20 protein-coding genes are annotated in these 21,165 nt (G+C 72.5%); 10 read left to right on the top strand and 10 right to left on the bottom strand.

Translation table 11 applies throughout. The features are described from left to right. The first annotated feature begins 183 nt into the window (after window positions 1-183). The 4 genes from IE248_RS29310 to IE248_RS29325 all read left to right on the top strand — a co-directional run bounded on the left by IE248_RS29310 (window position 184) and on the right by IE248_RS29325 (window position 4,182). Window positions 184-1,458: an NAD(P)-binding domain-containing protein gene (locus IE248_RS29310; RefSeq protein WP_073797592.1), complete on the top strand. Its 1,275-nt coding sequence runs from the start codon at window positions 184-186 to the stop codon at window positions 1,456-1,458. A gap of 42 nt (window positions 1,459-1,500) precedes the next feature. Next, a complete protein-coding gene (locus IE248_RS29315; RefSeq protein WP_190032172.1) occupies window positions 1,501-1,749 on the top strand; it encodes a hypothetical protein in 249 nt (82 codons plus the stop codon). A gap of 80 nt (window positions 1,750-1,829) precedes the next feature. Next, window positions 1,830-3,905 (top strand): SpoIIE family protein phosphatase, encoded by a 2,076-nt coding sequence (locus IE248_RS29320; RefSeq protein WP_073797620.1) that lies wholly within the window; start codon window positions 1,830-1,832, stop codon window positions 3,903-3,905. A 100-nt stretch (window positions 3,906-4,005) separates the two neighbouring features. After that, the gene (locus tag IE248_RS29325; RefSeq protein ID WP_008741792.1) at window positions 4,006-4,182 is read left to right on the top strand and encodes a hypothetical protein; all 177 of its coding nucleotides are present in this window, start codon (window positions 4,006-4,008) and stop codon (window positions 4,180-4,182) included. Window positions 4,183-4,237: 55 nt separating this feature from the next. Here the strand turns inward: IE248_RS29325 and IE248_RS29330 are convergent, their stop codons facing one another. Then, window positions 4,238-4,663 carry a DUF6299 family protein gene (locus tag IE248_RS29330; RefSeq protein WP_124288914.1) on the bottom strand — a complete coding sequence of 142 codons (426 nt, stop codon included), beginning with the start codon at window positions 4,661-4,663 and terminating at the stop codon, window positions 4,238-4,240. 201 nt (window positions 4,664-4,864) lie between these two features. Between IE248_RS29330 and IE248_RS29335 the strand changes: the two genes are divergently transcribed. Together IE248_RS29335 and IE248_RS29340 are read left to right on the top strand one after the other, a co-directional pair. Next, entirely contained in the window at window positions 4,865-5,491 is a 627-nt protein-coding gene (locus tag IE248_RS29335) for a DUF4352 domain-containing protein (protein ID WP_073797594.1), read from the top strand. Window positions 5,492-5,548: 57 nt separating this feature from the next. Further along, a complete protein-coding gene (locus tag IE248_RS29340; protein WP_037797743.1) occupies window positions 5,549-6,043 on the top strand; it encodes a DUF5949 family protein in 495 nt (164 codons plus the stop codon). A gap of 78 nt (window positions 6,044-6,121) precedes the next feature. On the opposite strand, the gene IE248_RS29345 is transcribed toward IE248_RS29340, so the two are convergent. Continuing rightward, window positions 6,122-7,423, bottom strand: coding sequence for a cytochrome P450 (locus IE248_RS29345; RefSeq protein WP_190032173.1), 1,302 nt, complete (start codon window positions 7,421-7,423; stop codon window positions 6,122-6,124). Window positions 7,424-7,462: 39 nt separating this feature from the next. Beyond that, window positions 7,463-8,617 carry a low temperature requirement protein A gene (locus IE248_RS29350; protein ID WP_073797596.1) on the bottom strand — a complete coding sequence of 385 codons (1,155 nt, stop codon included), beginning with the start codon at window positions 8,615-8,617 and terminating at the stop codon, window positions 7,463-7,465. Window positions 8,618-8,769: 152 nt separating this feature from the next. On the opposite strand from IE248_RS29350, the gene IE248_RS29355 reads away from it, so the two are divergent. Next, window positions 8,770-9,030 (top strand): hypothetical protein, encoded by a 261-nt coding sequence (locus IE248_RS29355; RefSeq protein WP_190032174.1) that lies wholly within the window; start codon window positions 8,770-8,772, stop codon window positions 9,028-9,030. Window positions 9,031-9,040: 10 nt separating this feature from the next. Here the strand turns inward: IE248_RS29355 and mscL are convergent, their stop codons facing one another. The 6 genes from mscL to IE248_RS29385 form a co-directional block, all read right to left on the bottom strand. Continuing rightward, entirely contained in the window at window positions 9,041-9,559 is a 519-nt protein-coding gene (gene mscL / locus IE248_RS29360) for a large conductance mechanosensitive channel protein MscL (RefSeq protein ID WP_008741797.1), read from the bottom strand. A 138-nt stretch (window positions 9,560-9,697) separates the two neighbouring features. Next, entirely contained in the window at window positions 9,698-10,297 is a 600-nt protein-coding gene (locus tag IE248_RS29365; protein ID WP_100583090.1) for a hypothetical protein, read from the bottom strand. 161 nt (window positions 10,298-10,458) lie between these two features. Then, on the bottom strand, window positions 10,459-11,292 hold the full coding sequence (locus IE248_RS29370) for an S-methyl-5'-thioadenosine phosphorylase (protein WP_190032175.1): 834 nt from the start codon (window positions 11,290-11,292) through the stop codon (window positions 10,459-10,461). 77 nt (window positions 11,293-11,369) lie between these two features. Next, window positions 11,370-11,684, bottom strand: a complete 315-nt coding sequence (locus tag IE248_RS29375) for an FmdB family zinc ribbon protein (RefSeq protein WP_190032176.1) — start codon at window positions 11,682-11,684, stop codon at window positions 11,370-11,372. A gap of 67 nt (window positions 11,685-11,751) precedes the next feature. Next, entirely contained in the window at window positions 11,752-13,074 is a 1,323-nt protein-coding gene (locus IE248_RS29380; RefSeq protein WP_008741801.1) for an MFS transporter, read from the bottom strand. Between the two features lie 411 nt (window positions 13,075-13,485). Then, window positions 13,486-14,964, bottom strand: coding sequence for a potassium/proton antiporter (locus tag IE248_RS29385; RefSeq protein ID WP_234377670.1), 1,479 nt, complete (start codon window positions 14,962-14,964; stop codon window positions 13,486-13,488). A 260-nt stretch (window positions 14,965-15,224) separates the two neighbouring features. Here IE248_RS29385 and IE248_RS29390 point away from each other — a divergent pair, with 260 nt between their 5' ends. After that, window positions 15,225-18,098, top strand: a complete 2,874-nt coding sequence (locus IE248_RS29390) for a penicillin acylase family protein (RefSeq protein ID WP_073797601.1) — start codon at window positions 15,225-15,227, stop codon at window positions 18,096-18,098. A 3-nt stretch (window positions 18,099-18,101) separates the two neighbouring features. Here the strand turns inward: IE248_RS29390 and IE248_RS29395 are convergent, their stop codons facing one another. Continuing rightward, window positions 18,102-18,710 (bottom strand): 5-formyltetrahydrofolate cyclo-ligase, encoded by a 609-nt coding sequence (locus IE248_RS29395; protein ID WP_073797602.1) that lies wholly within the window; start codon window positions 18,708-18,710, stop codon window positions 18,102-18,104. A gap of 94 nt (window positions 18,711-18,804) precedes the next feature. On the opposite strand from IE248_RS29395, the gene galU reads away from it, so the two are divergent. Together galU and glp are read left to right on the top strand one after the other, a co-directional pair. Further along, the gene (gene galU / locus IE248_RS29400; RefSeq protein ID WP_008741805.1) at window positions 18,805-19,707 is read left to right on the top strand and encodes a UTP--glucose-1-phosphate uridylyltransferase GalU; all 903 of its coding nucleotides are present in this window, start codon (window positions 18,805-18,807) and stop codon (window positions 19,705-19,707) included. A gap of 4 nt (window positions 19,708-19,711) precedes the next feature. After that, on the top strand, window positions 19,712-21,094 hold the full coding sequence (glp, locus tag IE248_RS29405) for a molybdotransferase-like divisome protein Glp (protein ID WP_190032177.1): 1,383 nt from the start codon (window positions 19,712-19,714) through the stop codon (window positions 21,092-21,094). The last annotated feature ends 71 nt before the right edge of the window (window positions 21,095-21,165 follow it).

Genomic DNA, 21,165 nt, shown 5'->3' on the forward strand with positions numbered 1-21,165 from the left:
GGTCGAGGCATCTGACCGGGGGCGACGGGCGATGGGCGACGGACTACGGACGACTGGCGACGGGCGGGGAAGCGGGAAGCGCGAAGGGATCCCGGCGGAGTGAGAGGGGCCCCCGTGGTCCCGTACCGCCGGGGTCGGGCACGGCACAGGACTCATACGACTGGAGGGACAGCGGTGACGCGGATGGACGATCTCGTGGTGGTCGGCGCGGGCCCGTACGGGCTGTCGATCGCCGCCCACGCGGCGGCCGCAGGGCTTCACGTACGGCTGCTCGGGAGACCCATGGCCTCCTGGCGGGACCACATGCCCGAGGGGATGTACCTCAAGTCCGAGCCCTGGTCGTCCAACCTGTCCGCGCCCGACGGGCGCCACACCCTCGCCTCCTACTGCGCCACCCTCGGAATCACCGCGGAACACGGCACTCCGCTGCCGATCGGCACGTTCAGCGCGTACGGGCTCTGGTTCGCCCGGCAGGCCGCGCCCGAGGTCGAGGAGGTCACCGTGACCGAGGTCACCCCGCAGGGGGACGGATTCCGGATCCGTACCGCCGAGGGGCCGCCGCTGCTCGCCCGTACGGTGGCCCTCGCCGTCGGGGTGATGCCGTTCGTCCACCACCCCGAGGCGCTCGGCGCGCTCCCGCCCGGCCATTACTCGCACAGCAGCGGCCACCGGGACCTGGCCCGGTTCGCCGGCCGGGACGTCGCCGTGCTCGGGGCCGGGCAGGCCGCGCTGGAGACCGCCGCCCTGCTCGCGGAGAACGGGGCGCGGCCCGCCCTGGTCGCCCGCCGGGCCCGGCTGAACTGGAACACCGTCCCGCAGCCCCTGGAGCGGCCGGTGCTGCGCGCCCTGCGCGAGCCGCACAGCGGGCTCGGCACCGGCTGGCGCAGCTGGGTCTGGTCGGAGCTGCCCTGGGCGGTGCGCAGGCTCCCCGCGGCCACCCGCGAGCGGATCGCGGCCTCCGCCCTGGGCCCCGCCGGGGCGTGGTGGCTGCGGGACCGGTTCGAGCGGCGGGTGCCGGCGCTGTTGGGGCATCGGCTGCACCGGGCGGTGGCGGTGGGCGAGCGGACGCGGCTGGAGCTGGAGTCGCCGGCCGGGGAGTCCGTCGTACTGGACACGGACCACGTGATCGCCGCGACGGGTTTCAGCCCGGCCCTCGCGCGCCTCGGCCTCCTCGACGCGGGGCTGCGGTCCGCGCTGCGGACGGTGGGCGGCGCCGGGACGCCCGAGCTCGACGCGGGATTCGAGTCCTCGTGGCCCGGGCTGTTCTTCGCGGGGCTGCTGACGGCTCCCTCATTCGGCCCTTCCATGCGATTCGTACACGGCGCGGGCTTCACGGCGGGGAGACTGGTGAAGGGAGTCCTGGGCCGCCTCGGCGCCCGGGGCCCGCTGCCGGGCTCCAGCGGTGGCGCCCGGTCCGACCGGGCGCCCGCCGGGCACCCGAGGCAGCCGATGACGTAGCCGCGGCAGCGGTAGAGGTTCCGGCGGTGAGAGGGGTCCGTGATGGGTGCGGAGAGAGCACAGGGCCACGGCTGGGTACGCATTCCCGCCAGCCGTACGGAACAACAGCCCGCCCGGGCCAGGTCCGCGGCGCACCCGCCGCCCGGCGCCGGGGCCTTCCACCCCGGCGACCAGCCCACGATCTATCTCTCCCTCGTCAAGCGCTGGCGGGAGGCCGGCCGCACCCTTCCGGGGCATCCTGACGAGGAGTGGGAGCGGCTGATCTCCCAGCCGTGCTGGCCCGGCCGTTAGGTGGTGTGTGTCTCGTGGCAGCGGCGGAGCGCGACAGACCGGACACGGGCCGGCAGGGGCCGGTATCCGGGCACGGCCCGCTGGCCGGGCAGGGTCCCCCGGCCTCCCCGGGGCCGCTGACCGGGCCCGGGGAGCGGCTCGCGCTGAACGGCATGGGCAGCTTCGAGTGGGACCTGGGCACCGGGACCCTGCTGCTCGACACGGCCGGACTGGCGGTGTTCGACCTGGAGCCGGAGGAGTTCGACAACACCCCGGACGGCCTGGGCCTGCGGATCCCGCCCGCCGACGGCGAGCGGCTCTCCCGGCACGTGCTGGAGGTCCTCGACGGCGACGAGGACTCGTACGGCTCGTACTTCACGGTCCACCGGCGCGACGGCCGCGACCAGTGGACGCACACCCAGGGCCGGGTGCTGCGGGACCCCGACGGGACCGCCCGGCGGATCGTGGGCATCGTCCGGGACGCGACGGCGGAGCTGGAGCACGCCACCCTGCTGCGGAAGCTGGAGAACGCGCGGGCCCAGCAGGCCACGATCGTGCAGCGCACCACGGAGGCCCTGTCCCGGGCGGTGACGGTGGACGACGTCACGGCCGCCCTGACGGGCGCGGGCGCGCTGGAGCGGCTCGGCGCGGACGGGCTGGCCCTGGGTCTGGTCGAGAACGGCACCATCAAGATGATCGCGCTGAGCGGGGAGTCCCTGGAGATCCTCGGCGAGCGCAGGTTCACCCGGCTGGACGGCACGCTGCCGCTCTCGCAGGCGGTCATCACCCGCAAGGCCCGCTTCGTCACCTCGCGGGCCGAACTGGTCGCCGAGTTCCCGCTGCTCACGGACTACCTGGAGCGGATCCGCTTCGACGCGGCCGCCTACCTCCCGCTGATCGCGCAGGCCAAGGCCATCGGCGGGCTGGTGCTCTTCTACCGGCGGCGCAGCGAGTTCAGCCCCGAGGAACGCAACCTGTGCCTGGGCCTCGCCGGCATCGTCGCCCAGTCGCTCCAGCGGGCGCTCCTCTTCGACCAGGAGCGGGAGTTCGCCACCGGCCTGCAGGCGGCCATGCTGCCGCGCCGGATCCCCGAGATCACCGGCGGGGAGATCGCGGTGCGCTACCACTCCGCGTGGAGCGGGCGGGAGGTCGGCGGGGACTGGTACGACGTGATCGCGCTGCCCCGCGACCGCGTCGGCATCGTGGTCGGCGACGTCCAGGGCCACGACACGCACGCGGCGGCCATCATGGGCCAGCTGCGGATCGCGCTGCGGGCGTACGCGGGGGAGGGCCATCCGCCGTCCACCGTGCTGGCCCGGGCCTCCCGCTTCCTCGCCGAGCTGGACACCGAACGCTTCGCGACCTGCATGTACGCGCAGGTGGACCTGGAGACCGGCGGGGTACGGGCGGTCCGCGCGGGCCACATGGGCCCGTTGATCCGGCACACGGACGGCCGCACCGGGTGGCCCAACGTGCGCGGCGGGCTGCCGCTCGGGCTGGCCTCCGTCTTCGAGCAGGAGGAGTTCCCCGAGACCCGGCTCGACCTGGTCCCCGGCGAGACGCTGGTGCTGTGCACGGACGGGCTCGTGGAGGAACCGGGCACCGCCATCACCCAGGGCATGGAAGCCCTCGCCCACGCGGTGCGCAGCGGCCCCCAGGAGGCCGGGGCGCTCGCCGACCACCTCTCCGACCGGCTCTGGGAGCGCTGGGGCTCCGGGGACGACGTGGCGCTGCTGGTGCTGCGCCGGGCCCCCGACCCGGGCACCCACCGGGCGCCGCGGATCCACCAGTACGTCCACCAGGCGGACCCGGAGGGGCTGTCGGAGGCCCGGTACGCGCTGCGCCAGGCCCTGCGCGACTGGGGCATGCCGGACCTCGCCGACGACGTGGAGCTTGCGGCCGGGGAACTGCTGGTCAACGCCCTGCTGCACACCGACGGCGGGGCCGTGCTGACGATGGAGGTGCTGCCGGAGCCGGTGCGGCGCATCCGGCTGTGGGTCAAGGACCGCTCCAGCGTGTGGCCGCGCCGGCGCACCCCGGGGGAGTCGGCCACCACGGGGCGCGGGCTGCTGCTGGTGGACGCGCTGGCCACGCACTGGGGCGTGGAGTCCCGGGGCGACGGCAAGGCGGTGTGGTGCGAGTTCGACGCCGCGGGGAGCGTCCGCGGCATCGGGTGACCGGCCGGTCACGCCGAGTTGTGGGCGGCGGGGGTCGGGGTGATGATGCGGCCATGAGACGCGAGATCGAGATCGAGGACGGGCACGGAAGGGCCGTGTCGTGCGCCGGCTGAACAGGGGCGCCGTGGCCGGGATCCTGGGGCTGCTCCTGCTGGGCGGGTCCGTGTTCGGGCTGCCGACGGTCGTGGACTGGACGACGGGCCGCCCGCACGCGGACCCCGGCTGCCAGACGGTCGCGTTCATGTCGATGACCGGCGTGGCGCCCGCCTGCCGGTAGCGGCGGCTACCGGACGGCCCGTGCCACGGCCTGCGGCTGCGACCAGCAGCTGCGGCTAGCGGTGGTCGAACAGCTCGACGGTCCGCTCGTCCTGGGCGACGGTGTCGATGGCCCTCGGCATCAGGCCGCTCCCCATGCGGACCACCTCCAGCCGGGCCTCGGCCCGCGCCTCGCCGGCGTGGATGCCCTTGGTGAAGCGCATCGAGGCGGTGCTCTGCCACTCGTGCTCCCGGCCGTCGCAGATCACCTCGCCCTTGGAGGTGGTGCCGAGGCGGGTGCCGTCCTGGGCGAGGGCGGTCGCGATCTGCACCCCCACGGGTGACGGGTCCTCGCACACGTAGGTGCCGGAAAGGGTGACCGTGTCGTCGTCACCGATGTGGGCGTCCTGCCGGACGGAAATGCGGTTCTCGAAAACGGTCGCGTCGGCGGGGGCGGTGAATACCGTCGTGGCCGCCAGGGCGGACAGTGCGGCGAATGCCATGCGGGGGCCGGTCGTGCCCATCGTTCCTCCGGTGGAAGCGGTGAATGCGGTGAATGCGGGTGGCGGGAATCCGCCGGAACGCATTGTGCTGGCAGTTGGGCGGCAACTCGCTCCGCGCGGTCGTGTCGTTGTGCGCAATTGCCCGCTCGGGCGCGTGAGACTGGCCGGAATACATCCCGAAGGTCCCCGAAGGGATCCCGCATGCGCCAGTACGTCTCCGCACCCGTCCTCGCCGTCGCCGCCCTCCTCCCGGCCCTGCTGTTGGGGGCCACCGCCTGCCAGAGCGCCCCCGACGGGGCGGCCCTCGCCCCTGCGGCGATCCCCGCCGTCCCGGTGGACGACGGGGTTCCGGGCGGCGGCGCGGAGCGCGACCCCGCCCGGGCCCCGGGGGCGGCGGGGGCGCGGGACGCCGCGAAGGATGCCCGTGTGGGTGACTCCGTACGGGTGGACGGCCGCCAGATGGGCCGTCATCTGGAGGCGGTTCTCAACGCGTACGTGGATCCCGCGATCAGCGTCGCGAAGGGCCTCGCCGCGCCCGCCGGGAAGCGCTGGGTGGCCGCCTCGATGTCGTTCGTCAACGTGGGCGGCGCCTCGTACGGGGCCCTCGGTCGCATGTGGGCGCTCGACGGCGCGGGCAAGCGCCATCCGGTGGTGCCCGCCGGTGAACTGACGACCGGCAAAACGCTCGTCTTCGATTCCCTGGAGGTCGGTGAGCGGGCCGAGGGATGGGTCGTGTTCGAAATCCCGGAAAACGCCCGCATCGTACGGCTCCAGTACCAGGACGCGAACATCAGGACGAATTCCGGATCGGGATACTGGGCGGTGTAGCCCGCCCGGGTGAAAGGCCGTGAAAGGGCCGGGCGGGAGAGCACTAGGGTGCGGCGCATGACTTCAACCCAAGCCGAAATCGACCGGTCCCAGCTCGGCACCCTTTCGGTGCTCGCGTGGATCGGCGACCCCTCCGACGGCCACGACATCCCGTACCTCCTCGCCTACACCCTCGGCGACGGCCCCAAGGGCCCGGAGGCCGGCGAGGCGGCCGCCCGGGGGCTGCTGGAGGAGATCGGCCTGCCCATCGGCGACGTGGTCATGGACGGCACCCTCAAGGCGTCCACCTTCCCGGTGCAGATCCTGCTCGCGGACAACCAGATCGCGCTGACCCTGCCCGGGCTGAACGCGACCTGCACCGCCCCGGACGAGTGGGTCGCGGCGGCGGTCGAGAGCGGACAGGCGTACTTCCTGTTCGCCACGCGCGCCTGGCCCGAGGCCGTGCCGGGCCGCCCGGTGACCGCGGAGCTCCTGCAGAAGTTCGCCGGTGACGAGGAGGTGCTCACCAGCAGCGCGCACTGCGTGCTCTCGGTGCAGCGCCTCCAGAAGTAGCCCCCCCGGGCGGGCTGCCGGCCGCCCGGGCGCCGGCCGCCGGGCCCCCAGCCCGCCCGGCGGCCGGTCCCGCCCGCCCTACGGCGCGGGGTGCTCGACGGGGCAGCCGGCGGGCTCCTGCGCCGCGGGCCGCTCGAAGGTGAAGCGCAGCGAGCGCACGCGGTTGTCGAAGCTGGAGCCCGCCAGATCCGGCAGCCCCACCGCCCGCAGGCCGACCGGCCGGGTCAGCAGCTCCCGGAACAGCGCCTTCATCTCCACCCGGGCCAGGTGCGCGCCCAGACAGAAGTGCGGTCCGCCGCCGCCGAACCCCAGGTGCGGGTTGGGCGAGCGGGTGATGTCGAAGGCGTCCGGGTCGGGGAAGACGGCCTCGTCTCGGTTGGCGGAGGCGTAGTACAGCACCACCTTGTCACCGGGGTGGAACAGGCGCCCACCCAGCATGTGTTCGGCCACGACCGTCCGGCGGAACTGGATGATCGGCGTCGAGTGCCGGATCATCTCCTCCACCGCGCCGTCGGCGTACGCCTCGAAGTCCCCGAGCAGCAGGTCCCGTTGCGCGGGGTGGTCGGTCAGCAGGGACAGCCCGTGGGTGATCGCGTTCCGGGTGGTCTCCACGCCCGCCACCATCAGCAGCGAGAAGAACGCCCCCAACTGGCGGGCGTTCAGGGCCTGCCCGTCCACATCGGCGGTGACCAGAGCCGAGATCAGGTCGTCTGCCGGGTTCTCGCGCCGCTCCCGCCCGATGCCCGCGACCATCCGCTGCATCCTCGCCAGCGCCCGCAGCCCCCGCCCGGGCATCCGCAGCCGGGAGGCGAGGCCCCGCTCCACACCGATGTTCTCGGAGGCGTGGTTGACCCGGTCGGCGATCTCCGCCCGGTGGCGCTCGGGGATGCCCATCATGTTGCAGATGACCTCCAGGGGCAGCCGGGAGGCCACGGCCGACACGAACTCGTCGGGTTCCCCCTCCAGTACGTCGTCCACGATCCGGGAGGCCACCGCGAGGATGTCCTCCTCGGCGGCCGCCAGCAGCCGGGGCGTGAACGCCCGCTGCACGATCTTGCGCAGCCGCGCGTGCTCGGGGCCGTCCAGGTTGACCATGGAGTCCCCGAACAGCGTCCGTACCCACCGGGCCGGCTCGGGCGTGGTCACCCCGGGCGCGCTCGCGAACACCTTGGGCAGCCGGCTCGCCTCCTGCACGTCGGCGTGGCGCACGAGCGCCCAGTGCCCGCGGCCCGACCCCTCGGGCACGTACAGGGGGGAGTCGAGGGCCCGCAGGGCGGCGAAGGCCGCGAGCCGGGCCCCGGGGGGCTGCTGCCAGAACGCCGGGTCCGCGAGCTGCCGGGCCGTGCCCGCGTCCGAGTACCGCTGTGCCGGGACCGCCATCGTGCCTTCTTCCGTTCGCCGGGTCAGGGCCCCCGTCCCTCACGCACCCAAACGCGTCCGGCCTGCCAAGGTCACGCCCACGGCGACGGTGGCGGCCGCCACCAGCCCGGCCCACAGCACGGCCTGCGGGCCGGTCCAGGCACAGGCGAGGGTGGCCAGCGCCGAGCAGGGCAGCACCAGCTGCTGGGCGAGTCCCCGCTTGAAGTGGCGGGAGTGCAGGAGCCAGACGAAGACGAGGAAGAGCGCGACCGGGATCATCACGGACAGGTTGGCGGCCACCAGCGAGAGGTGGGTCTTGCCGACGGCGTGCTCGATGGCCACCTCGATGCCCGCGCCGATGGCCGCGGCCGACGAGAGGATCACGAAGTGCCCGTACCCCCACGGGATCGCCTCGCGGTTGCCCCGCAGCCGGTCGTGCACGGGCACCGCGAAATAGATCCACCAGGCGGCGAAGACGATCAGCAGCCCGCCCCCCGCGATGGGCAGCAGCTCGCCCAGCGCCTCGTGCTCGTCGAGGGCGGACTGTACGGCGACCGTGCTCGCGGCGATGCTCTCGCCGAGGACGATGATGGTGAACAGGCCGTACCGCTCGGCGATGTGGTGCGGATGCCACTGGGTCTGGTAGCCGAGCTCCGCGACGACCGGGACCAGCAGCTCCGCCATCACCAGCACCAGGAACAGCCACCTGCGGCTGGACTCGGGGGCCGCGAGCAGGGCCACCCAGCCCAGCTGGCAGATCACCAGCCCGATCGCGTACGTGAGCGCGCAGCGGCGGGCCGCACCCCGCTCCCCGGCCGCCGCGCGCAGCCACTGCGCGGTGAGCGCGAGGCGCATCACCACGTAGCCGAGGACGGCGACGGTCCAGTCGTTGTCGTTGAAGGCGCGCGGGATACCGGCCGAGTAGACGAGGACGCCGGAGATCTGCACCAGGGTCGCGATCCGGTACGGGACGTCGTCGACGTCGTAGGCGGAGGCGAACCAGGTGAAGTTCATCCAGGCCCACCAGACGCCGAAGAAGACGAACAGGTAGCCGGTGATGCCGGCGGCCACATGGTCCTCGGCGAGGGCGTGGACCAGCTGCCGGCCGGCCTGCGCCACCGCGACGACGAAACAGAGGTCGAAGAACAGTTCCAGGGGAGTCGCGGCCCGGTGGCCTTCCCTCCGGCTGCGGGCGGTCATCGGTACGTAGGTCATACCGCACAGGACAGCAGCCGCACGGCGGTCGGCAGCCGAGGCGCGCGGGCTCCCCGGGAGCCGTGTGGCCCGGGTGCCGGACAGCGCCCGCGCGGACGCCGGGGCCCCCGGCTGAGCGGAGCGGCGGGAGGGGGCGGCCGTACCCTGGGGGTATGAGCACCGCCCCCACCCCCGCTTCCGGCCCGCAGGACCCCAGGGACTCCCAGGACCCCAAGGGCCCGAAGGCCGCGCAGGACCCGAAGCCCGGGGCCACGCCCCAGTCGAGGCCCAAGCCCAGGCTGGTCTTCGACGACCCGTTGGACCAGCAGTCCTCGGACGACACCGACCGCGGGTGGGGCGAGCGGTCCCCCGCCGGCGGGAGCGCCGCCGACCTGGCCCGCTTCCTCGACGAGAAGCCGCCGCACCACCTCTGAGTCAGAAGAGTCAGAACGCCCCGTCGCGGCCCTGCCCCTGGCCCTGGCCGTAACCGTGACCGTTCGCCGGGCCCCCGTGGACGCGCTGGGCGACCAGCGTGTCCCGGATCTCCTTGAGGACCTCCAGCTCGGTGATCTCCATGGTCTCCTGGACGCCTTCCCTGGCCTTGCGGCGCTGTTCCTGCCGGGCGAGGTACTTCGCCATGGGCAGCACCATCAGGAAGTAGACGACCGCCGCGGTGATCACGAAGGTAAGGGTCGCGTTCAGCACCGAACCCCACAGGATGTTCACGCCGGTCGGCTCCCCCTTCGCGGTGACGCCGCAAGGACCCTTCAGGCACGAGGAGTAGCCGTCCAGGCTCTTCGTGCCGACCGCGCCCACCAGCGGGCCGATGATTCCCTTGACCACGGAGTTCACGATGTTCGTGAACGCGGCGCCGATGACCACGGCCACCGCGAGGTCGATCACGTTGCCGCGCATCAGGAAGGCCTTGAAGCCCGCCAGAACGCTGTCCTTCTGCTTGCTCACAACTGAGCCTCTTTTCGTATCTGCCGAACACGGAGCCAATGGTTCCGAAAGCTACGGCAGGCAGGGCCCGGCGTGTCCAATCGAGCGCCCTCCCGAGGGGATGCGACTGGGCGTCAGTTCGACCCGGTGAGCGACGGCTCAGCACAGCGTCACCGCCAGCCGGGCCGCCGCGCCGGCCCCCACGAGGGCCCGGGCGGTCTCCCGGGGCACGGACAGCACCACCAGCGCCCCGCCGTCCCCCATGTCCCGCTCCGGAGCCGGCACTTCGGCCACCCGCGCCGCCACCGCCACCACCCGGGGCGGTCCGGCGCGCTCGGCCGCCACCACATCGACGCGGTCACCGGGCCGCAGCAGCCGCACCGTCGCCCCGTCGGCGATCCGCACCGGGGCCGACACCAGACGCACCGCGGCGGGCGGCGGCGGTTTCCCACCCGGCGGCGCCGCACCCCGGGAGGCCTGCGCCCGCGCCCCGCCGGCGGCCAGCGCGGCCGCCGCCGCGACGGCCAGAGCGGCCGACACGACCCGCCGCCGGCGCCTCAGGGCCCGCCGCAAGCGGTCTCCGCCCCGGCCCGCGCGGCCCACCCGAAGCGGTGGGAAGAGCGGAACGGCGCGCGCGGGAGGGCACGTGGAACCAGGGAAGGCAGGGAAGGCCGGGGAAGCAGGAGAACCCGGGAGAGCCGCGGGAGCCGCGGGAGCGGGGGAAGGGAAGGAAGCGGGCAGAGAAGAGGTCCTGGACATGAGGGCACCGCCAAGCCGGGTGGGTGGATGGGTTCCGGTGTCCGGACCCGCGTCCGGACACCCCTCACGATCCGCCGCCCCGCCGGATCCCGCTCCGGCCTGTGGACGATCCCCAGCCTGTGGACAACCCGCTCACCCGTGCGAGTTACCGGTGCGCCGCCCTACGGCAGCTCGAAGCCCAGGTCCCATCCGTCGAGCGCGTGGCCGCACGGGCAGGACCGGGACCCGGTCTCCGGCAGCGCCGACACCGCGTCGAAGAGCACCTCGCGCAGCCGGCCGATGTTCTCGCCGAACACCTTCAGGACCTCGGCGTGGGAGACGCCCTCGCCCACCTCGGCGCCCGCGTCCAGGTCGGTCACCAGCGCCATGGAGGTGTAGCAGAGCCCCAGCTCGCGGGTGAGGACCGCCTCCGGGTGACCCGTCATGCCGACCACCGACCAGCCCGCCGCCGCGTGCCACCGCGACTCGGCGCGCGTGGAGAACCGCGGCCCCTCGATGACGACCATGGTCCCGCCGTCCACCGGCTCCCACTCCCGCCCGCGCGCCGCGGCCAGCGCGACCTCGCGCCCCACGGGGCAGTACGGGTCGGCGAAGCCGGCGTGCACCACGTTCGGAACGCTGCCGTCGGGCAGCGGCTCGCCGTCGAAGTAGGTCTGCGCCCGGGACTTCGTACGGTCGACGAGCTGGTCGGGGACCAGCAGGGTGCCCGGGCCGTAATCGCTCCGCAGGCCGCCCACCGCGCACGGGCCCAGCACCTGGCGGACGCCGACGGAGCGCAGCGCCCACAGGTTCGCCCGGTAGTTGATCTTGTGCGGCGGCACGGTGTGGCCGCGCCCGTGCCGGGGCAGGAAGGCCACCGTCCGGCCGGCCAGCTCGCCCAGGTACAGGGAGTCGCTCGGAGGGCCGTAGGGGGTGTCCACCGTGACCTCGGTGACGTCCTCCAGGAAGGAGTAGAAGCCCGATCCGCCGATGACACCGATCTCTGCGTTCGCCATGGCGCCACCCTAACGGGGCACGCGCGAAGCCCCGCCGCCCGGTCGGGGCGGCGGGGCTTCGGCTAGAGACAGTCGGGTCAGGCGGCCGAGGTGGAGCTGGAGCTGCCACCGGATCCGGACGAGCCGGCCGTCGAGGACGCGGACGACGAAGCGGCGGCCGGGGCCGCGGTCGACGTCGAGGACGGCTTCGAGGCGGGCGTGCTGCTCGAAGAGGCGCCACGGCTGTCGTTCCGGTAGAAACCGGAGCCCTTGAAGACGATGCCGACCGCGGAGAACACCTTCTTCAGGCGTCCGTCGCAGTTCGGGCACACGGTCAGCGCGTCATCGGTGAACTTCTGCACGGCCTCAAGGCCCTCACCGCACTCGGTGCACTGGTACTGGTAGGTCGGCACGAATTTCCTCCTGGCACTCTGTCTCTATGAGTGCTAACGACGTTCCATGGTGACGTATTCCGGGCGTTCAGTCCACCGTCACCGGCACTCGGTGACCGAGAGCACGCTCGTCGGCCGCCTCCGGAGCGGTCGCCGCGACCTGCGCCGGGGACGCGTTCACGATCCGGCCCGGGGTCTGCGGCGCCAGCTTGGCGCGCAGTGCCAGCAGGGTCACGAGCGCGAGCGCGGTCGCCGCCATCGGCACCAGGAAGCCGTACGAGGCCCCGTGGGCGTCGGTCAGGCGGCCCGCCACGATCACCGCGACGGCCTGCCCGAAGGCGACCGAACCGGTGAGCCAGGTGAAGGCCTCGGTACGGGCGTTCGCCGGGATCAGGGACTCGACCATCGTGTAGCCGGTGATCAGGGCCGGGGCGATGCACAGGCCGACGATCAGGCCGAGCCCGCCCAGCATCGGCATCGAGCCGGCGGTCCACAGCAGGGACGCGGCGGCGGTGAGGCCGACGTAGCCCAGCAGCAGGCGGCGGCGCGGGCCGATCTTCCAGGCGATCGCGCCGCAGGCTATTCCCGCGATCATGTTGCCGGCGGCGAAGACGCCGTACAGCAGGCCGTTCGCGCCGGGGCTTCCGGCCTCGGCCGTGAAGGCGGCCAGCGAGACCTGCATGCCGCCGAAGACGGCGCCGATCCCGAGGAACGCGACGATCAGGACGCGCAGGCCGGGGAAGGACAGCGCCGAGGCGTGCGGCGCACCGCTCGCGGTCTCGGCGTGCGGCTTGGGCTGGCTGGCGCGCCGGGCGGCGAACACCAGGCCGCCGACCAGCGTCAGCGCGGCCTCGGTGACCAGGCCGGCGGCCGGGTGGATGCCGGTGCACAGGGCGGTGGCCAGCACGGGGCCGACGACGAAGGTGAACTCGTCGGTGACGGACTCGAACGCGGCGGCCGTCGGCAGTAGCGGTGAGCCTTCCAGCTTGGCGGCCCAGCGGGCCCGGACCATCGGCCCGACCTGGGGGACCGAGGCGCCGGCCGGGACGGCGGCCAGCGCCAGGGCCCAGACGGGGGCGCCGGCGAGTGCCAGCGCGGCGAGGCCGCTCACGGCGGCGGAGTGCAGCAGGACGCCCGGGACCAGCACGGCGCTCTGGCCGAAGCGGTCGGTGAGCATGCCCGTCACGGGGGCGCACAGCGCCATGGAGATGCCGGTGACGGCGGCGACGATGCCGGCGCTGCCGTAGGAGCCGGTGGTGTGCTGGACGAGCAGCAGGATGCTGATGGTCAGCATTCCGAAGGGGAGCCGGGCGGCGAAGCCGGGGAGCAGGAAGCCGGCGGCACCGGGGGTGCGCAGCAGCTGTCCGTAGCCGGGGCGGGCGGAGTTCTCGGTCGTGACCGCGGATGTCACGGCCTTGCCTTTCCGCTGCCTGGTAGAACTCCCCGTCTGCGGACGGTGTTCCGCCTTGTGAGCGGCCGCACCCGTACGTATGGGAGCCCCGAGAGCTGTCCTCTTGCGCAGAACCGAGTGATACCTGGGCACCCACTGTGGGAGGGAGCCACGGCCGCTTTGCGGTCGCGCCAGCTCTGCGTCAGGCAGAGTTGGTTCGATCTGTTGTGCCTTTATCGTACAGGGGAGGCGGCTGTCACACCCTGTGATTCCGACGACAATCCGTGTCTTCACCTGCGATTAACTGGAACTTCGCATTCCGCGACTTGCGAAACGAGGGCAAACCGCCCTGCACGCCAACGAAACTGCCAATTAGAACGTTGCTCTAATCAAAAATTGGCGCGATCTTGTCTGTTCGCAGGCCTGAACCGGTCAGTGCGCGGTCTCGCTGCCCGTCCCCAGCCAGCCGGCCAGCTTGCCGCCCCGGGCCACCGCCCGCAGCCGCGCCTCCGCCGCGTCCCGCACCGGATCCGTGGCCACCACCAGCAGCTCGTCCCCGCGCCGCAGCACGGTCGAGGGCGCCGGTACGAAGCTCTTCGCGTCCCGGACCACCAGCGTGACCGACGCCCCGGCCGGCAGCCGCAGCTCGCTCACCTCGACGCCGTGCATCCGCGAGGCCGGCGGGATGGCGAAGGACAGCAGGTGCCCGCGCAGCTTCTCCAGCGGCGCCGACTCGATCCCGAGGTCGGCGGCGGCCTCGTCGTTGTCGCGCAGGTTCAGCTTCCGCGCCAGCCACGGCAGGGTCGGCCCCTGCACCAGGGTGTAGACCACGACGAGCACGAAGACGATGTTGAAGACCCGCTCGCTGCCCTCGATCCCGGACACCATCGGGATCGTCGCCAGGATGATGGGCACCGCGCCGCGCAGGCCGGCCCACGACATCAGGGCCTGCTCCTGCCAGGGCAGCCGGAAGGGCAGCAGGCTGATGAAGACCGACAGCGGCCGCGCCACCATCGTCAGGGCCAGGCCGATCACCACCGCGGGCCAGAAGTCGTTCAGCAGTTCGTGCGGGGTGACCAGCAGGCCGAGCAGGACGAACATGCCGATCTGGGCGATCCAGCCGAGTCCGTCCGCGAACCCCCGCGTCGCCGGCCAGTGCGGCAGCTTGGCGTTCCCGAGCACCATCGCCGCCAGGTACACGGCGAGGAAGCCGGAGCCGTGCGCCATCGCGGTCACCGCGTACGCCGTGACCGCGATCGCCATCACCGCGATCGGGTACAGGCCGGAGGCGGGCAGGGCGACGTGCCGCAGCCCGTACGACCCCAGGAAGCCCACGGTGAGGCCGATCGCGACGCCGATCGCCAGCTCCAGCGCGATCTTGCCGATCAGGACGTACCACTCGTCCACCGGGCCGACGGTGGCGAAGGCGACCACCAGGATGACCACGGGGGCGTCGTTGAACCCGGACTCCGCCTCCAGTACGCCCGTCACCCGCGCGGGCAGCGGCACCTTGCGCAGGACCGAGAACACCGCCGCCGCGTCGGTCGAGGAGACGACCGCGCCGATCAGCAGGGCCTGCCGCCAGTCGAGCCCGACCAGGTAGTGGGCTCCCGCCGCGGTCACGCCCACGCTGACGGCGACGCCGACCAGCGACAGCGCGATCGCGGCCGGCAGGGCCGGCTTGATCTCTTTCCACTTGGTGCCCAGACCGCCCTCGGCGAGGATCACGACGAGCGCCGCGTACCCCATGACCTGGGTGAGCTCGGCATTGTCGAACACGACGTTGCCGATGCCGTCCTGGCCTATCGCGACACCTATGCCGAGGTAAATGAGCAGGCTGGGGAGGCCGCTGCGCGAGGAGACGCGCACCGCCGCGACGGCGACGAGCAGTACGAGCGAGCAGACCAGCAGGAGCTCATTGAGCGTGTGGACGGTCAGCGGGCGGCCCTCCTCAACGCGCCTGGCGGATCGGTCCTCCCGGCGACAAGTTCGGCAAGTACTTCGTTACCTTACCTAATATTTGACGCGCTCTTTACGCGATAACCACATTGTGAAACCCCTGATCCGCCCTGTCTCCAGCAGCTCCACCCCTGCCGGATCATCGGACCCGGTCCTGCGCCTATGGTTGCTCCCAGCACTCCCAGGACCACCCTGCCCCTCTAAGGACAGCGATGCCCGCCAACGAAACCGCCCCTTCCGTCAAGAAGAAGGGACGACGCGCCCGTCTGATCGTGCTCGTGCTGGTCCTGGCGCTCTTCGCGGGCCTCGGCTACGGCGCGTACTGGAGCGTGGACACCGTGCGCGCCTCGTACCCCCAGACGACCGGGTCCCTGAAGGTGCCCGGCCTGACAGGAACCGTCGAGGTCAAGCGCGACGCCAGCGGAATCCCGCAGCTCTACGCCGACAACGACGACGACCTCTTCCGCGCCCAGGGCTTCGTCCACGCCCAGGACCGCTTCTGGGAGATGGACGTACGCCGCCACATGACCTCCGGGCGCCTCTCCGAGATGTTCGGCTCCGGCCAGGTGGAGACCGACGCCTTCCTGCGCACGCTGGGCTGGCGCCAGGTCGCGCAGGCCGAGTACGACACCAAGCTCTCGCCCGAGACGAAGAAGTACCTCCAGTCCTACGCCGACGGGGTCAACGCGTACCTGAAGGGGAAGTCCGGCAAGGACCTCTCCGTCGAGCACGCGGCGCTCGGGATCAGCGGCGACTACAAGCCCGAGCAGTGGTCCCCGGTGGACTCGGTCGCCTGGCTCAAGGCGATGGCGTGGGACCTGCGCGGCAACATGCAGGACGAGATAGACCGCGCGCTGATGTCGGGCAAGCTCACACCGGCGCAGATCGACGAGCTCTACCCGCCGTACCCCTTCGACCGGAACAAGCCGATCGTCGAGGGCGGCAAGACCGACGGCGGCAAGTACACCCCGCAGGGCTCCGCCACGGGCTCCGGTTCGGGTTCCGGATCCGGTACGGGCAACGGCTCGGGCAAGGGCTCCGGCACCGGTAACGACTCCGGCAGTGGCTCCGGCTCCGGTACGGCCTCCGGTTCCGGTACGGCCACCGGCCTCGCCGGCAACGCCTCCGCCCAGGGCGCGACCGTCGGCCTGCGCAGCCAGATGAGCGCGCTCGCCAACACCCTGGACAAGATCCCCGCGATCCTCGGCCCCAACGGCAGCGGCATCGGCTCGAACTCCTGGGTCGTCTCCGGCAAGTACACGACCACCGGAAAGCCGCTCCTCGCGAACGACCCGCACCTCTCCCCGCAGCTGCCCTCCGTCTGGTACCAGATGGGCCTGCACTGCCGGGCGGTCTCCGAGAAGTGCCAGTACGACGTGGCCGGCTTCACCTTCTCCGGCATGCCCGGCGTGGTCATCGGCCACAACGCCGACATCGCCTGGGGCATGACCAACCTCGGCGCCGACGTCACCGACCTCTACCTGGAGCAGGTCAAGCCCGAGGGCTACGTCTACGACAACAAGGTCCTCCCCTTCACCGTCCGCGACGAGGTCATCAAGATCGCCGGCGGCGGCGAGAAGAAGATCACGGTCCGCAGCACCAACAACGGCCCGCTGGTCTCCGACCGCAGCGAGGAACTCGGTACGGTCGGCGACCGGGCGCCCGTCGCCAGCTCCGCACCCGACCGCGGCGAGGGCTACGCCGTCGCCCTGCGCTGGACCGCCCTGGACCCCGGCAAGTCGATGGACGCGGTCTTCAAGATCGACCGGGCCAAGGACTTCAACAGCTTCCGGGCCGCCGCGCGCGACTTCGAGGTGCCGTCCCAGAACCTGATCTACGCCGACAGCAAGGGCGCCACCGGCAACATCGGCTACCAGGCGCCCGGCCGCATCCCCGTCCGCGGCGCCGGCGACGGCCGGATGCCCGCCCCCGGCTGGGACTCCAAGTACGCCTGGAAGGGCGGCAAGGACGGCAACGCGGGTTACATCCCGCAGGACGAGATGCCGTACGACCTCAACCCGGCCCGCGGCTACATCGTCACCGCCAACCAGGCGGTCACCGAGAGCGGCACCGGCGCCGGCAAGTACCCGTACACGCTGACCACCGACTGGGGCTACGGCGCCCGCAGCCAGCGGATCAACGACCTCATCGAGGCGAAGATCAAGGACAGCGGCAAGATCTCGACCGACGACATGCGCACCATGCAGATGGACAACAGCAGCGAGATCGCCGCGCTGCTGACCCCGATGCTGGCCAAGATCCAGGTCAAGGACCCGGACGTGCGCTCCGCGCAGAAGCTGCTGGACGGCTGGAACTACACCCAGGAGCCCGACTCGGCGGCGGCCGCGTACTTCAACGCGGTCTGGCGCAACATCCTCAAGCTGTCCTTCGGCGACAAGATGCCGAAGGAACTGCGGGTCGAGGAGAGCTGCACCAACGTCAAGGAGTCAGGCTCCGGCCCGGTCGACGACCTCGCCAAGACGGTCCGCGAATGCGGTACCCGCGGTTCCGACTCGGCGCAGCCCGACGGCGGCGACCGCTGGTTCGAGGTGGTCCGCCGCCTGGTCAAGGACGAGAACTCGCCGTGGTGGCAGTCGCCCGCCCCGAACATCCACCAGAAGCCGACCGCCACCCGTGACGAGCTGTTCGCCCGGGCCATGGAGGACGCCCGCTGGGAGCTCACCGCCAAGCTCGGCAAGGACCAGTCCACCTGGACCTGGGGCCGCCTGCACCAGCTGACGCTGAAGAACCAGACCCTCGGCACCAAGGGCCCCGGCTTCATGCAGTGGCTCCTCAACCGCGGCCCGTGGAACCTGGGCGGCGGCGAGGCCACCGTCAACGCGACCGGCTGGAACGCCGCCAGCGGGTACGAGGTCACCTGGGTGCCCTCGATGCGGATGGTCGTGAACCTCAACGACCTGGACAAGTCCCGCTGGATCAACCTGACCGGCGCCTCGGGGCACGCCTACCACTCCCACTACACCGACCAGACGACGATGTGGGCCAAGGGCGAGCTGCTGGAGTGGCCCTTCGGCAAGGAAGCCGTGAACAAGGCGACGGTCGACACCCTGACCCTGAAGCCCTAGCGCTCAGAAACGGACCACCCCCGACGGGGTGGCCACCGCCTTGACGGGGTGGTCGTGCGGTTCCTCCGGGACCCGCGCGACCACCTCTTCGTCGTAGAGGAGCACCACCAGCGCCGGATGCGCCCCGGCCCGCTCCAGCCGCTCCAGCACCCGGTCGTACGAGCCGCCGCCGCGGCCGAGCCGCATCCCGCGCGCGTCCACCGCGAGCCCCGGCAGCAGCACGGCGTCGGCGCCCGTCACCGCGTCCGGCCCGAGCCGCGGCCCGGCCGGCTCCAGCAGCCGCATCTTCCCCGGGTGGGCGGCCTCGGCCAGGCTGCCCGGCCCCTCGTACGCCGCCCAGTCGAGGTCGTTGTCGGGCAGCAGCACCGGCAGCAGCACCCGCTTCCCGGCCGCGCGCAGGGCGTCGAGCAGCTCGCGCGTACCGGGTTCGGTGCCGACGGAGACGTACGCGGCGACCGTGCCCGCCCCGGCCAGCTCCGGCAGGGCGAGGGCGGACCGGGAGAGCGCGCGGGCCGCCGTGCGGCAGTCCTCGGCGCTCAAGGCGCGACGGGCGGCGAGCAGTTCCCGGCGCAGGAGCGCCTTCTCGGTCGGGTTTGGCGGGGTAGCTACCACAACGGCCTCAAATCTCCTGTGGAGTGGGTGTGTAAGTGGATCTATTCATCCGCATCTCACCTGGGCTTACGCAACGACCCACTATCGTGCTGCCATGACTCAGTCGCACCCCGTGATCAAAAAGGCCGTCATCCCGGCCGCGGGCCTCGGCACTCGCTTCCTCCCGGCGACCAAGGCGACGCCCAAGGAGATGCTGCCCGTCGTCGACAAGCCGGCGATCCAGTACGTGGTCGAGGAAGCCGTGTCCGCCGGGCTGGACGACGTACTCATGATCACAGGGCGTAACAAGCGGCCGCTTGAGGACCACTTCGACCGGAACTACGAGCTGGAATCGGCGCTCATCGCCAAGGGCGACGACGACCGGCTCAAGAAGGTCCAGGAATCCAGCGACCTGGCAACCATGCACTACGTCCGCCAGGGAGACCCGCGCGGCCTCGGTCACGCCGTGCTCTGCGCCGAGCCGCACGTCGGCCGCGAGCCCTTCGCCGTCCTCCTCGGCGACGACCTCATCGACCCGCGCGATCCGCTGCTGCGCGACATGGTCGACCTCCAGGCCCGCACCGGCGGCACCGTCGTCGCGCTGATGGAGGTGGACCCCTCCAGCATCCACCTCTACGGCTGCGCCGCCGTCGAGCCCACCGACGACCCGGCCGTCGTCCGCGTGACGGGTCTGGTCGAGAAGCCCGACGCCGCCGACGCCCCCAGCAACTACGCGGTGATCGGACGGTACGTCCTCAACCCGGCGATCTTCGGCATACTGCGGGAGACCGAGCCGGGCCGCGGTGGGGAGATCCAGCTCACCGACGCCCTGCAGAAGCTGGCCGCCGACGAGAGCGTGGGCGGCCCGGTGCACGGAGTGGTCTTCCGCGGCCGCCGCTACGACACCGGTGACCGCGGGGACTATCTGCGGGCCATCGTCCGACTCGCGTGCGAACGTGAGGACCTGGGCCCGGAGTTCCGCACCTGGCTTCGCCGTTACGTCACGGAGGAGATGTAGCACCTTGAGCAGTTCCGCACCGCAGGAGACCGGCCGGCAGCGTCTGTGGTCGGTGGACGAGCACCTCGCGGACGTCCTCGCCGCGATCCGGCCGCTGGAGCCCATCGAGCTCCAGCTGCTCGACGCCCAGGGCTGTGTCCTGGTCGAGGACGTCACCGTGCCCGTCGCCCTTCCGCCCTTCGACAACAGCTCGATGGACGGGTACGCCGTCCGCGTGGCCGACGTCCAGGGCGCGAGCGAGGAGTTCCCGGCGGTGCTGACGGTCATCGGGGACGTCGCGGCCGGCAGCGGCGAGCTGCCCACCGTCGGACCCGGCCAGAGTGCCCGGATCATGACCGGCGCCCCGCTGCCGCCCGGCGCGGAAGCCGTCGTACCGGTGGAGTGGACCGACGGCGGCACCGGGGGCGGCGCCGCCTCCGGGATGACCCCGGCCAGCGCCGCGCCCGAGGGCGCCGCCGGAGAGGTACGGGTGCACCGCGCGGCCGAGGCCCGGGCGCACGTCCGTGCGCGCGGGAGCGACGTACAGGCCGGGGACCTCGCCCTGGCGGCGGGCACGGTGCTCGGGCCGCCGCAGATCGCGCTGCTGGCCGCCATCGGGCGGGGCACCGTACGGGTGCGGCCGCGGCCGCGGGTGGTCGTGCTGTCCACCGGCAGCGAGCTGGTCCAGCCGGGCGAACCGCTGGCGGCCGGGACGATCTACGACTCCAACAGCTTCGCGCTCGCCGCGGCCGCCCGGGACGCCGGGGCCATCGCCTACCGGGTCGGCGCGGTCTCGGACGACGCGGACACGCTGCGCGCCACCATCGAGGACCAGCTGATCCGGGCGGACCTGCTGGTCACCACGGGCGGGGTCAGCGTCGGGGCGTACGACGTGGTCAAGGAGGCCCTGACCTCCGTCGGCGGGTCGGGCGGCTCAGGTGCTTCCGGTGGCTCCGGCGGCTCCGGCGGCTCCGGCGAGGAGGACGTCCAGGGCGGCGGGGTGGACTTCCGCAAGCTCGCCATGCAGCCCGGCAAGCCGCAGGGCTTCGGCTCCATCGGCCCCGACCACACGCCGCTGCTGGCGCTCCCCGGCAACCCGGTGTCCTCGTACGTCTCCTTCGAGCTGTTCGTGCGTCCCGCGATCCGGGCGCTGATGGGCCTGACCGACGTGAACCGGCCCAGCGTGCGCGCGGAGCTGAAGGCGGACAAGGCGCTGGGCTCCCCGGCGGGTCGGCGCCAGTTCCTGCGCGGGAAGTACGACGCGGGCAGCGGCACGGTCAGCCCGGTCGGCGGATCGGGCTCGCACCTGATCGCCGCGCTGGCGCACGCCGATTCGCTCATGGTCGTACCGGAGGACGTCACTTCGGTGGAACCGGGCGCCGAGCTGGAAGTCATCCTGCTCGGCTGAGACCCCGTCGGTGCGGGTAGCGTGTTGCACCACACAGGCCCTTGCGGGGCCCGGAGCGGGAGCGGCACCAC

It is taken from the genome of Streptomyces goshikiensis (assembly GCF_014650555.1).
GTDB lineage: Bacteria > Actinomycetota > Actinomycetes > Streptomycetales > Streptomycetaceae > Streptomyces > Streptomyces goshikiensis.

What these genes read in the sequence shown, in the direction of transcription:
- IE248_RS29310 (WP_073797592.1), top strand. Translation starts at nt 184, where the DNA reads ATGGACGATCTCGTGGTGGTCGGCGCGGGCCCGTACGGGCTGTCGATC.
- IE248_RS29315 (WP_190032172.1), top strand. Translation starts at nt 1,501, where the DNA reads ATGGGTGCGGAGAGAGCACAGGGCCACGGCTGGGTACGCATTCCCGCC.
- IE248_RS29330 (WP_124288914.1), bottom strand. Translation starts at nt 4,663, where the DNA reads ATGGCATTCGCCGCACTGTCCGCCCTGGCGGCCACGACGGTATTCACC.
- IE248_RS29335 (WP_073797594.1), top strand. Translation starts at nt 4,865, where the DNA reads ATGCGCCAGTACGTCTCCGCACCCGTCCTCGCCGTCGCCGCCCTCCTC.
- IE248_RS29340 (WP_037797743.1), top strand. Translation starts at nt 5,549, where the DNA reads ATGACTTCAACCCAAGCCGAAATCGACCGGTCCCAGCTCGGCACCCTT.
- IE248_RS29345 (WP_190032173.1), bottom strand. Translation starts at nt 7,423, where the DNA reads ATGGCGGTCCCGGCACAGCGGTACTCGGACGCGGGCACGGCCCGGCAG.
- IE248_RS29350 (WP_073797596.1), bottom strand. Translation starts at nt 8,617, where the DNA reads ATGACCTACGTACCGATGACCGCCCGCAGCCGGAGGGAAGGCCACCGG.
- IE248_RS29355 (WP_190032174.1), top strand. Translation starts at nt 8,770, where the DNA reads ATGAGCACCGCCCCCACCCCCGCTTCCGGCCCGCAGGACCCCAGGGAC.
- IE248_RS29365 (WP_100583090.1), bottom strand. Translation starts at nt 10,297, where the DNA reads ATGTCCAGGACCTCTTCTCTGCCCGCTTCCTTCCCTTCCCCCGCTCCC.
- IE248_RS29370 (WP_190032175.1), bottom strand. Translation starts at nt 11,292, where the DNA reads ATGGCGAACGCAGAGATCGGTGTCATCGGCGGATCGGGCTTCTACTCC.
- IE248_RS29390 (WP_073797601.1), top strand. Translation starts at nt 15,225, where the DNA reads ATGCCCGCCAACGAAACCGCCCCTTCCGTCAAGAAGAAGGGACGACGC.
- galU (WP_008741805.1), top strand. Translation starts at nt 18,805, where the DNA reads ATGACTCAGTCGCACCCCGTGATCAAAAAGGCCGTCATCCCGGCCGCG.